Below are 11,658 nucleotides of genomic sequence, written 5' to 3' on the forward strand. Positions count from 1 at the left end.
AGTGCTTCCCTACTCAGCGACTAGCCTCAGGCAGGCAGGCCGGTCGTGACATCGACGTCCATCACCGCGAGAGCCTCAGGGCGAACGACCTTGGCGCCGTACAGGTGCAGCCCCTTGATCGCGTCGCTGAAGCTGGACTGAGGCCGGTACGCCTCAACCTTGTTGATCTGCTCAGCGAACGTGGTAGCCATGGCGTGGCCGGCGATGACGAAGTTCGACACCTCAGGAGACGTGCCAGCGGTACCGGTCGGGCTGTTGAGCGAGGTCATGACGTTGAAGCCAAGGATCCGGCCGACCTCACCGTTCTTGATCGTGGCGCCACCATCGCCGTACTTGGACGCGTCGATGAACCGCGAGTCCTGAAGCAGCAGCGCGTAGAACTCAGGCGAGACGATCAGGAACCGGTTACCGGTCGGGATCTTGGCCTTGTCAAGCTTGACCTTCAGCGCAAGGACGATCTTGTACGCAGCGTCAGCGGTCGCAGCGTCACCCGCAGCGATCACGTTGCCAGCGTTCGCGGTCATCAGGCCGGCCAGGAAGACATCAGCCGTGTCGCTGAGTCCGTACGCGGCGTCACTCGCAGCCTTGGTGAGGAGCTGACCGCCCGCGCGAGTCTGGCGCATGTCGACGTCATCAACCTCGAACGCGAAGTACTTCGACTGGTCAATGACCAGCGTCTGATCGGTCGTGGTGAGCGTCTGCGGGTCGATCGCAGTGCTGTTCTTCGTGTAGGTGCTGATGGTCGGCGCAGACAGCGAACCGATGTGGACCGTGTCACCGAACGAGGAAATCTCGCCCTCATAGTCACGGTTGATGACGCCGGCCTGGCCGAAGATCTGAGCCTTCCGCAGCGCGACGAAGAGATCTGCTGACCAGACCTCAGGGATAAACGTGTCAACGGCCATGCGTTTCTACACTCCTAGTGTGGTTACTTGATGCCGAGGAGGTCATTCAGACGTCCGTCGGCCTTGGCCTTGGCGATGAACTCGGGCGACTTGCCCTTGAGGTCAGCGCGTGTGAGCTGGTCAGGGCCAGACGTCTTGCGCGCTGCGCCACCATCGCCAGAACCCTGGAAGCGCGGCTTGGCCGTTGCGGCAAGATGCGGCTTGCGGGTCAGTAGGTCTTCGATCGCAGCAGAGACCTTCTGTGCGTCTACGTCGCCGTCGTCGCTGACCTCAAACGCAGAGAGATCCAGCAGCGCAAGCGCGTCGGTAGGGTCGGCCAGCTTGCCAGCGGCAGCCGCCTTGATCTCCGCGCGGACAATGCGAGCGTTCAGCTTGCGGTCAGCGTCGGAAGTCTTCGTAGCGCTGGACTCAAGGGCCGCTAGACGTGCCTCAAGTTCCTTGCGCTTATCCCGCTCCGTGTGCCAGTTGGCCTTCATGGAGTCAAGTGCCCTCTTACCCGGATCGCCCAGGGCCTCAGCGCCAGCGGGATCAGGCTCCGCAGGCGGAGTTACAGCGGGTGGCGTGGCCGGCGTAGCCTCAGGGCCGTTGGCAGGCTCGTTCGGCGTAGGGTTTTCGGGCATGCGTCAACTCCGTTGCGGGTTGTCGTGGCAGCGCATTGCGCGCAGGTACGAAAGTGGGAGGTGAATCGGGCAGAGTGCCCTAGCGGAGGTAGCCGTTCTTGTAGAGCAGCCGGATAGCCTGCTCTCGTGACTCCGCTTGCCGGTAGATCTCTTCAGGCATCAAACGGGGAGGGCGTTTACGCTTCCTCGAACCCGTTCCGGCGTACGTGACCTGAACTGTCTCGCCGAACATCTCAACCTGAGCCATGGCCTTGCGCGCATTGACTACGCTGTAGATGTTGGCACCATCGTCGATAGCCTTTGCCCCGGCGTCGCCAAAGACCTTGCGCCTTTGCTCCGGGGTCATGTTCTCGAAGATGTCCTGCGCATCGGCCGGAGTGGGTCGATTGCGCTTCGTCACTGGTTCCATCGTGCAGTCACAGCGCGGGTGGCGAAGAAAGCCACTCGAAACGCTGTATTCACGGCCAGCGAGGATGATGCAGCGTGAGCATGCCGGAAGTTCGACCACACGCACATACGCGAGGACTTTCCGATTCGCGACCATCGCCGCCTGGTCTGCCTGTCGCCCAGTGTCAGCGACGACAGTGCGCACAACCATGTCCAGGAACGCAGCACCACGGGCCATTGCGGCGCGTGCGCTGAATCCTCGTCGTTGTGCGCTGATTGATCTGGGGCCGGCCTGCGCAAGTAGTTTCAGCGCGTCCCTGCCATCCGGCGTCTGAGCTGCAAACTGCTCAGGGACGATCTGCCCACCTTGCACAGCTTCCGGCCCCAGTAGTTCGCGCATGAACGTGTGGGTAGATCGAGCTGCGTGCAACTGTCCTCGCTGAACCATTGCGGTCACAGCAGGCAGTAGACGCGCCCAGTCTCGGGCCACATGCTCAGGGCGAACCTTGGCCCACTCACTCAGGACCGCGCGTGCTGTAGCGTCAGCCAGCGCTTCCCTTGATCTCTGATGCCGGCGCGCCAGTAGGCTGGTTGCCATCGGTGACGCCCCCTTGCTCCGGATCCCGCGCCATAAGCGCTGTGAACGCGCCCATGGGATCGGCCTGTAGTTCCTTGTCGCGCATGGCCAGCAGGTCAACGACCTCAGTCGGCGTAAGCCCGTAGCGCAGCGCCAGGAACTCAAACGGGAACCCAATCTGCTTCAGCTTCAGCAGCGAGTCAGTTAGTTGCGCCTGGCTTCGTGACTCGGCATCGGCCCAGAGAACTCGCCCCCCGGCAATCGCCTTGGACTTGTCCTCGTCACCCTGTGCCAGCGCAATCAGGCGGAACATCTCGCGAAGCGCCTGGCCAAACCAGATCTGCTTCTCTTCCACCCTCTTGACCAGCCCGGTTTCAGCAGCGAGCAGCGCATCACCGCTGAGGTTGGCCATTTTTCCGATCAGGTAATGCTGCGGGGTGCGCGTCTGGGCGGCGATGTGGCCTACCGCAACCTCGATGATGTTGCTATACGCCTCAAGGTTTGCAGCCGTCCACTCAGTGACCTTGACATCGTCACCAGTGAAGAACATGACCCGGTCGACCGCGAATCGCTCCATGTCAACCGGCCGCGAACCGACGATCTTGCCGTTCTCGTCCAGGATCGGAATCTCAGGCACCTCGGCGCCCAGGACGATCCGCTGAGGGAACGATGCGTAGTCAGCGGCAGTGAAAAGTTGCGCCCAGAGCAGGTTCACCGCATCCTGCATCGCCACCACACCGCTGATATCGCTGATCGGATCCCCATCCAGCGTCGGGCGGTTGGGCAACTCCACCATAGGGACAACGCCCATGGGATTCGGCTGAGGGTTCGGCTCAGCGCCTGTCTCGCGCAGATCCCACTTGTTCAGCTCCTCGTCAACAGACTGCATCTGCGGACTCTTGGTACTGACGCCCAGTAGGGGGCGCTGGAACTTCCAGACTTCGTCAGCGAGATACAGCGTGGCGAAGCTGCTCTGGCCATCGTCCCAGCGCTTGAGTGCAGCGCGACGCCGGCGCCGTGAACCAGGCCAGTACGCGACGATGCACTGTGACGCATCTTCGAAAGTGACCTCAGGGGTTTCCGGGTCATCCGGGTTGCCCCAGACCAGTACGAAACTGCGTGCACTGTTGACTGCGCCCAGGAATCCGAGTTGCGAGTCAGCGTCAAGGGCGTTCATTTGCCAGACGCGCCAGGATTCCTTATCAGCCGACGTCTCGCCGGCCGGAAGGATGCCGTTCACGGTGAGGCGCTCAACCGGCGAATCGCTGACGACCTGAACCCAATTGTCAGCGAAGTCACGGTAGCGATCGCCGTGGAACTTGCGGAACTGGTCGGATGCGAAAGCTAGTGCCTGCTTACCCCTGTAGTAGTCCGAGTGCCGCTGAATGCCAGGCCGGCGATTCATCAGCTCGTTTTCTAGCAGCCCAACCAGGGTTAGGGCCTCTGCCTGTGTAGCCATTAGGCCCCTTCCTAGGCGGACATATACAGCGGCTTTTTGCGTAGCAAACCAGCGGCGATTGCGTCGCAGGCTGCCTCATGGGTGAGCACGCTGACTACGGCCATGTCGATCTTCCGGCGCTGTTCCGGCTTAGCCAGGACATACCGGTCAGAGGGGCGCGCAGCCATTCGTGCGTTGAAAATGTGGCGCTCAGTGATCGGACATCCGTCATGGATGAACCCGCTATCGCGCTTGATGATGTCTGTCTTCAACCGCTCAGCAGCGGCATGCATCTGGACTGGTCGGCGAGTGTGCCAGCGAATGACGCGCCGATCTCCGTAGCGCTCTGCCCACTGGTCAACCTCTGTTTCCCAGTACGGCGGGTCGCAATACATCAGCTTGACGTCATAGGTGCGGAATAGCTGGTCCATCGCAGCGTCAACTTCTAGGCGCGGAACCTGTCCGCCCCACTCAGCCGGATCCCAGACTGTTGGGAGGTCTGAAGGGCCGTAAGTGGGGGTGAACTGGAAGCCATCCATCGTCTCAGCGCGAATGCCAGTCCAGTCGTCGCTGTCGGAGCCATCGAAGCCCAGGACGATCGGTACCTTCATCAGCTTGTACTGCGAGGGCGCCGGCTTCTCACGGCTGGCATCAGCGCGCGACACCCATGCAGAGTGCTCAATCCAGGCACCGTGACCGGCGACGACTCGGTTACCAAAGAAGCGTTCCGCCTGGCCGGGGTCGGTTTCGAGTAGCTCAGCGACCTCAGCCTCAATGGCGTCTAGGTCGATATGCGGGCAGCCAGCGTAAACGGCCTTATGGATTTTCCGGCGCTCAACCTTGTTGCGGTAGCTCAGCGTCGCCGGAGCCTGCGGGAAGAAGCGCAGGACGTCCTCAGCGGATCCTTCCGCCGTGCGCTGGGCAGTGCTGTACTCGCTGGGATCGTACGCGTTCGTAGTCTCCATTGAGCGGCCGGACATACCAGCTAGACCACGGCGCATCGTCTCAGCGACCTTGATCATCTTGTTGGTCGCGTTGTACGTGCCTGTCTCGTCCTGAATGGCGAACGTGATCGGGTTGCCCAGGCGCGATTGCGCGGAGGACGTCACGACGTCAATTCGGCCCTCGTCGCCGACCTTGACGAATCCCTCACGCACGTTCATCACAGCGGAACAGGGGCCGTGCTTGATCATGGCCTTGAGGGGCCGGTAGACGTTCGCTACCTGGTCCTCGGACGTCGCAAGCAACTGGATAAGCGGTGTGGGCTGCGGCATCCCCATGGGTTCGCCGGCCGCGTACGTGTAAGACCAGCCGCAGGGGCATCCCCAGTCGACACAGCGGTACCTCTCGCCGCCCTCAGCGAAGCCAGCGAACACAGTCGGGCCAGCAGCCTCAGCGAGCACCACGGCAGCCGCAAACGGGCCCTTGCCGCTCTTCTGGGGCATGATGACCTGGGCGCGTCGGTAGACAAACGCCGTCGACTTCTGACCTAGCTCGGCATCGTTACGCACCGTGTAGAAGTCAGCGGCAACCCGTAGCTGCCAGGGCAACAGCTCGAACGGTTCGCCCTGCCGGAAGCCATCAGGGATGACTGCGTGTGACTCGACCCAGGCCAGCGTGACCAGCATGACCTTGCCGTTAGTCACCACTCACCGCCCGTAGGCGCTCCGCAAGACTTGTGACCTGCGCAGATGGGCCAGCGCTAGGCGCGTCGTCCTCAGAGTCAACGGCCGCGATTGTCCAGCGATTGCGCTGCATGCCGCTCACGCTCAGTCCGAGAGACTCGGCGAACTGCTTGACCTGGCCCCAGATGATCGCGCTGGAACTCGGCTTTTCAGCCCGAACCAGCAGCCGAACGTAGCTGGCGACCTCAAATTCCTGGTGCAGTTGCTCCCACATGACCGCCTGTGGCGTCTCCCAGAGCCTCGCCCATAGGTCAAGTTCGCGCTGGCTGGTCATGTCAAGAGGGAAGGCCGGCTCTGGCCCGTCACGGCCCTCAGCGGGTAGGGTGACCCAGCCGTCTGCCTGCGCCTTGTGGCTGCGCTCAGTGCTGGTCGGTGCCGGCCCGCTGCGTACTCGTGCTCCGCCCTTAGGCATGCTTGGTCACCCCCTGGTCCGGACATGGCAGTGCGCCCCTGGCTAGCCGGCCAGGGGCGTTACGGTATGTGAGGTTGCTCGGCGTGACGACGGTCACAATCAGTGTTCTGAACCGGGCGCACCTGACAGCGCCCTCCCCCGCGTTCAACGTCCCCTAGGGGGCAAGGGGTATACCCCCACCCCTACCACCCGAATCGGACATCAGGGACGTTCACGCATCGTGATCACACATCGTGAGGTCAGCCGGCGGATCGTCGTCGCATGGCCGGCCGCATCCACAGTGATCACTCATGGTGCACACGCAGTAGCTCGTGCCATCGTCATCAACGATCACGCGCGATCGTTCCATCCACCAGGCTGGGCATGTGCAGTAGCGCGTGAGTGACACGCCTTGGTCATGGCTCTGAGGTTGGTCCAGTCGTGCCCTCGCGGCCCCAATGGACCCAGGCCGTCTATGTGGTCAACCTCTGCCGCAACGGGCCTCAGAGGGGCTGCTATGGCCTCACAGTCAGCGCACTCACACAGCGGATTGGCCCGCAGGTAGGCTGCTCGCGTCCGTCGCCACGCTGCGTCATAGCCCTTGCGAGCCGCAGAGGGTCGTCTGACCTGGGCTTTTGCCTTGCAGTCAGCGCATCGGCCGGCCGGGTAGACCAGCTCGGGACAACCAGGGGTCGAACAGACGCTACGGGCGACCACGCTGCGTCGCCTCCCACGAAAGTCGTATGTGCTCCTCGCCCTGGATTCGAACCAGGATCCTCAGTCGCGAACCGAGTGTGCTAGGCCAATTGCACCAGCGAGGAAGGGGCGCAAGCGCGTACAGAACCGGCCGAACGACCGACCCCGGCGCTTGCGCTGTCTTAGTACTGCTGCGGCAGGCTGACGCCCTCAGGGACGTGCGTCACGGTGAGTCGTCTGCGCCTTGCAGCGAGGAAAACCGGCGTCCACAGGCCAAGTGTGAACAGCATCATTGTCCAGTGGAAACCAATGGCCACCCAGCCCATTTTGCGACGCGTCTTGATCTTCGGCATAAGGCTTCGCCCTCCCCTGAGTGAATACAGCGGGGCAAGCCTACGCCAGATGTGAACGCCGCGTGAACGCTGTTGGCATTCTGTGACAGAAGTGCGGGTAGCAGGGCTCGAACCTGCGACCTCTGGTTCCCAAAACCAGCGCGCTGACCAACTGCGCCATACCCACGCGCACGCTACGTGACGCTTGCTGCGCCAACGCTTGCCCTTACGGCTGTCCGCGTGCCGGACCGTTCAAAGGCTCGCCAGTCCCGGAGGAGGACGAGCAGCAATCGCGCGTCAGCGCAGTCCGCTGAGAGGGATTCGAACCCCCAAGCCCATCGGGCAGCAGGGTCTAAGCCTGCCGTGTATTCCGTTCCACCATCAGCGGTGGTGTGCGCCAGCGCGGCAGATCACTGAGCCTGCGAGGGCAATCAGTGCGGGACACGTCGGCGCCGCTGACTAGGCTGGGATCGAACCAGCGACACGCGGAGTAACAATCCGCTGCTCTGCCAACTGAGCTACTAGTCATGGCGACCCGCGCCGGATTCGAACCGACGTCTCACCCTGGCGGGGTGTGTGCTGCCCATTGCACCAGCGGGAAGTTTTAGGGCTACTCGCCGCCCGCTCAACTGGTGACTAGCCAGAGAGTTGGGGCCGGTTTCACCCAGGGCGGAGCATCGGCCGGCCGGTCAGGGCCAGTGGTGAACCGCCTGCGCGCCCCCTACCGGATTCGAACCGGTGTCCTCTGCCATGACAAGGCAGCGCTCTAGGCCAGACTGAGCCAAGAGGGCAAGGGCGCTGCGTACGCGTCTCGTGACCAGCGACCCTCGATCAGATCGACCCTGGTCCGTGCCTAGCACGCGCAGCGCCTACTCAGGGACTCAACCCTGGGAGAGAGGGCAGGGGAGTCGGCTGAGCAAAGGGTCAGAGGCCACAGCCCGCCGTTGCGGTAGTACCTGTGTGCGCGGGAACATCTCCGCCCTATACCATATAGATAGCGAGTCGGTTACCAGGCGCCGGGTGACGAAGTGACGATGTGAAGGGCACTCTGGTTTTCCCTAAGAGATCCCTATGTATTTCTGGGATGTGTGTCATTTCGTCACTTCATCACTAAGAGCAGGTCAGAAGGTTGTTGATCTTGTGCGCTGGGTTTTTGTTCGTCACCGGCCCTTGCGCTGTACGGGCAAAAGTAACGGGCCGTGACCCTTCCGAGTCCGACCCGTTACCTAAGAGTGTGACGCAGATCACTACTCCTGAAGCCAGCGCCAGGCGCGAACAGCCCGCTTCAGGCCGTCAACTGTCCCACCAAGCTGCCTGATGGCTGCCCGACAGCGTGAGCAGACGTCGTACCCCTCAACAGTGCTGCCACACGTCGGGCATGTGTTCAGCCGTAGACCCGCATTGTGTCTGCGCTGTGCGCTGGCTTTGCAGTCGCGGCAGATGTCCCAGCGCCCATGGGTGAACTCGCTGGCCGGCTTGCTGGCTCCGCAGCGTGGGCACTCGCGCTCGTCGCTCATGCGCCTTCCAGGTACTTGAGCGCGCGCACAGCCTGCTTCAGCCCCTCAAGGTCGCCCAGCACCACCACAGCGGCGCGACAGCGCGAACACAGCCCCTCACCCTCGATCGCTGAGCTGCACACTGCGCACCTGTCCTTGCGGATGCCGGCGCGATAGGCAGCCATCTTCCTGGCTTTCTCCTCCGGCGACTGCTCTGCGTGTCTCTGTCGCTGCTTCGCCGCCCGGCATACCTTGCACTCCGATCGTGGTTGTCCGTCGGACCTCTTGCTGAACTCGGATGCATCTTTCAGCTCGCCACAGCCGGTGCACGTGCGCTTTGCGATCATTTCGCTGCCTCAGCTTCGCTCAGTTGCTCAATCAAGTCTTGGTCATCGCCACCCACAACCCACGTGATCTCTAGCCGTTCCTCGCGCGCGTGCTCCCCCTTGTGTGGCCACAGGACAACGTGCAAGCCCAGGTCCGCCAGCAACCCGGCACGTGCCGCTTCATCGGCCTCCCATGCCTCCCTCAGCGTCCTGCCGGTGGGCTCAAGCACTTCCCGTACGTCCGGGTCATGCGCGGCCCTTAGAGCGGCGTACGTGGCTTCCAGCTCAGCAGCCTTTTCGTTCAGCATGCCGAGCATCAGCGGGCCGGCCTCAGCCATTTGCGTGGCGATGCGCTGGGCTTGTTCCTTGGCCTCTTCCATTTCGTTACTGAGGTCGTTGCCGCCTTCCAGCCGGACAACGTACTCGGCCATTCCACCCCAGCGCTTCAGGAAGTCAGCCTCAACAGCATTATCTAGCGTCTCGGCGTAGATGGTCACATGGCCTGCCTTGCAGCGATACAGCTTGTTGCCCTGGTCGCTGGTGCCGCCGTTCAGCTTTCCCGCGCATTTGTAGCACCAGGCCATTCCGGCGCATTGCGGAGTTTCGCCCCTCGGTGCACGATCCTCGCCAGTCGCCAGGGCATTCAATCGCTGCACAATGGCTTTGGCCTCTGCGGCGCTGATAATGGGTTCGGCGAACTGCACAGGCGTGATTCCGTCTTCTGACAGCACCAACTTGCCCTTATGCGCGCGCTGGCCACGTAGCGTGGGAGATTTCAGCAGGCGCCGCCACTGAGGTTCGCTGAGACCAACCAGCGGTGCTGTGCCGGCCACCGTGCCGCCTGTGATCAGCGCGAGGACTCCGGCGTACGCGCGGGCCGACTTGTCCGGGTCAGGTTCGAGGTAGGCAGCGCCGTCGCGCCTGTAGATCCTGTACGGGAACGGCGCGCGTCCACTGGTCCAGCGGCCCTGTGATCGCCTTGTGGCGTGTCCCTCTTTGATGCGGCTGGCGATCATGTCGCGTTCCCACTGGGCCAGCGCAGCGAGGACGACAGCGACCATGCGGCCGGTCGGTGTGGCCGTGTTGATCGTGTTGTCTGTCGTGGCCAGCCGTGCGCCGTGTCCCTCGGCCCAGGCGATCAGCCGCAGGAACTCGCTGACGCTTCGTGCGTACCGGTCCAGCTTCCAGGCAACGAGCATGCGCCTGATCGGCTGTGTGGGCCGGTCCGTGCGCCTGGACCGTTCAAGGTCTCGCATCAGCCTGCGCATGTCCTTGCGCTCTTCCAGCGGCTTGGCGCCGGACACACCTGAATCTATGTACTCGACGACCTCAACCTGATCGCGCGTCAGGCCGTGCTCAGCAAGCCATCGTTTGAACTCTGCGCCGTCCATCCAGGCGAGGTACGCACTGCGCTGGGTTTCGATACTGGCGCTACCTTCGTTCTCTCGGCTGAGCCGCAGGTACGCGTACAGCACCGCAAGGGCTGTTGACTGGGTCATGTACTCAAGGGTACCCACGTTTCCCCTCGACGGACGTGAACATCGCGTCCGTACGGTTCGGCAGCCCGGACTCCCGCACCACCCGCACCGCGTCGGCGACGTACTCCCCCACGTCCTCCCCGACCCCCAGCGGCGTCACGGAAAAGGCGACGATCATGCCTTCACGGCCCCTTCCTGACGCGCCCGGGACGCGATGACCGCGTCCTCGGCCTCACGCCGCAGCTTGCGCTCCGCGAAGAACCCACCGGTCGGCAGCACCGAGAGGACGAAGTACAGCGCGGCGGTCTTCACCGACCACTTCGTCCGGTTCCACGCGTCGGCCCAGAAGATCACGTACAGGATGAACAGGACACCGTGCACCATGCCCATCACCGGCACGGCATTGAAGTCCGTGGTCCGCTTCAACACCGAGCAGACCAACAGGAGGAGGAAGGAGATCGCCTCGGGGGCCGAGACCAGGCGGAGGCGGCGGATGGCGGTGGCGGTCTTGAGGTCCACGGGTCACCTTCGGTGGGAGAGACGGTCTGACGGTTTGTGAACGCACGCACAAGCGTCCGGCCCATTGTGGCAAACCGCCGCGGGCCCCGACCCCTAGGGGTGTGCTCAGGGTGGTTCTCCACCCACAGGCCCTGTCCGTGGCGCCCGACCTGCGGCTACCTTCACGTACGTGGCGATGTTCCGACTTCAGAGCAGCAAGGTGCTCGCCGTCGACATGACCGGAGACGCCGTGAAGGCGAAGAACGGCTCGATGGTCGCGTACGACGGCGAGATGGCCTTCAAGAAGCTCAGCGGCGGCGGCGAGGGCATACGGGGCATGGTGACCCGGCGGCTGACCGGCGAGCAGATGACCTTGATGGAGGTGAAGGGGCGGGGAACCTGCTGGTTCGCCGACCGCGCCTCCGAGATCAACCTGGTGGGTCTCCAGGGCGACAAGCTCTACGTGGAGTCCAGCAACCTGCTCGCGACCGACGGCGGGCTGCGCACGGGGACGGAGTTCACCGGCCTGCGCGGCGCCTCGCAGGGCAACGGGCTGTTCACGACGACCGTCGAGGGCCACGGCCAGGCGGCGATCATGTCGGACGGCCCGGCGGTGGTACTGCGGGTGAGTCCGCAGTATCCGCTGACCGTCGACCCGGGGGCATACGTGGCACACCAGGGGAATCTGCGGCAGTCCTTCCAGTCGGGTGTGACGTTCCGCACGCTGCTCGGGGAGGGCGGCGGCGAGGCCTTCCAGATGCGGTTCGAGGGGGACGGGCTGGTGTACGTGCAGCCGAGCGAGCGGAACACGATCGCGGGAGACGTGTGA

11 protein-coding genes, 5 tRNA genes and 1 pseudogene are annotated in these 11,658 nt (G+C 63.3%); 1 reads left to right on the plus strand and 16 read right to left on the minus strand.

The features are described 5' to 3' along the window. Positions 1–26: 26 nt before the first annotated feature. The 16 genes and pseudogenes from ABZ192_RS12730 to ABZ192_RS12805 all read right to left on the minus strand — a co-directional run bounded on the left by ABZ192_RS12730 (position 27) and on the right by ABZ192_RS12805 (position 10,850). On the minus strand, positions 27–905 hold the full coding sequence (locus tag ABZ192_RS12730; RefSeq protein WP_356924519.1) for a P22 phage major capsid protein family protein: 879 nt from the start codon (positions 903–905) through the stop codon (positions 27–29). Positions 906–928: 23 nt separating this feature from the next. Then, on the minus strand, positions 929–1,381 hold the full coding sequence (locus ABZ192_RS12735) for a hypothetical protein (protein WP_356924520.1): 453 nt from the start codon (positions 1,379–1,381) through the stop codon (positions 929–931). A gap of 223 nt (positions 1,382–1,604) precedes the next feature. Continuing rightward, entirely contained in the window at positions 1,605–2,312 is a 708-nt protein-coding gene (locus tag ABZ192_RS12740) for a hypothetical protein (protein ID WP_356924521.1), read from the minus strand. Positions 2,313–2,454: 142 nt separating this feature from the next. After that, complete coding sequence (locus tag ABZ192_RS12745; protein WP_356924522.1) at positions 2,455–3,948, minus strand: phage portal protein; 1,494 nt, start codon at positions 3,946–3,948, stop codon at positions 2,455–2,457. 11 nt (positions 3,949–3,959) lie between these two features. Further along, a complete protein-coding gene (locus tag ABZ192_RS12750) occupies positions 3,960–5,555 on the minus strand; it encodes a hypothetical protein (RefSeq protein ID WP_356924523.1) in 1,596 nt (531 codons plus the stop codon). Positions 5,556–5,565: 10 nt separating this feature from the next. Beyond that, complete coding sequence (locus tag ABZ192_RS12755) at positions 5,566–5,886, minus strand: hypothetical protein (protein ID WP_356924524.1); 321 nt, start codon at positions 5,884–5,886, stop codon at positions 5,566–5,568. Between the two features lie 865 nt (positions 5,887–6,751). Then, positions 6,752–6,824, minus strand: a tRNA-Ala gene (locus tag ABZ192_RS12760). A gap of 57 nt (positions 6,825–6,881) precedes the next feature. After that, a complete protein-coding gene (locus tag ABZ192_RS12765; RefSeq protein WP_356924525.1) occupies positions 6,882–7,052 on the minus strand; it encodes a hypothetical protein in 171 nt (56 codons plus the stop codon). Positions 7,053–7,144: 92 nt separating this feature from the next. Further along, positions 7,145–7,218, minus strand: a tRNA-Pro gene (locus tag ABZ192_RS12770). 119 nt (positions 7,219–7,337) lie between these two features. Next, positions 7,338–7,419, minus strand: a tRNA-Leu gene (locus ABZ192_RS12775). 67 nt (positions 7,420–7,486) lie between these two features. Further along, a tRNA-Asn gene (locus ABZ192_RS12780) sits at positions 7,487–7,559 on the minus strand. A 187-nt stretch (positions 7,560–7,746) separates the two neighbouring features. Next, positions 7,747–7,822, minus strand: a tRNA-Asp gene (locus ABZ192_RS12785). Positions 7,823–8,544: 722 nt separating this feature from the next. After that, positions 8,545–8,712, minus strand: a complete 168-nt coding sequence (locus ABZ192_RS12790) for a hypothetical protein (protein WP_356924526.1) — start codon at positions 8,710–8,712, stop codon at positions 8,545–8,547. Between the two features lie 158 nt (positions 8,713–8,870). Continuing rightward, positions 8,871–10,352, minus strand: coding sequence for a recombinase family protein (locus tag ABZ192_RS12795; RefSeq protein ID WP_356924527.1), 1,482 nt, complete (start codon positions 10,350–10,352; stop codon positions 8,871–8,873). Positions 10,353–10,371: 19 nt separating this feature from the next. Then, positions 10,372–10,509: pseudogene (locus tag ABZ192_RS12800) on the minus strand (thiamine-binding protein); the annotation flags it as partial. Continuing rightward, positions 10,506–10,850 carry a DUF3817 domain-containing protein gene (locus tag ABZ192_RS12805; RefSeq protein WP_020276103.1) on the minus strand — a complete coding sequence of 115 codons (345 nt, stop codon included), beginning with the start codon at positions 10,848–10,850 and terminating at the stop codon, positions 10,506–10,508. The pseudogene ABZ192_RS12800 and the gene ABZ192_RS12805, both read right to left, overlap by 4 nt. Positions 10,851–11,025: 175 nt before the next feature. Between ABZ192_RS12805 and ABZ192_RS12810 the strand changes: the two genes are divergently transcribed. Continuing rightward, positions 11,026–11,658, plus strand: a complete 633-nt coding sequence (locus ABZ192_RS12810; protein ID WP_010048561.1) for an AIM24 family protein — start codon at positions 11,026–11,028, stop codon at positions 11,656–11,658.

It is taken from the genome of Streptomyces sp. NPDC006235 (assembly GCF_040613735.1).
Taxonomy (GTDB): domain Bacteria; phylum Actinomycetota; class Actinomycetes; order Streptomycetales; family Streptomycetaceae; genus Streptomyces.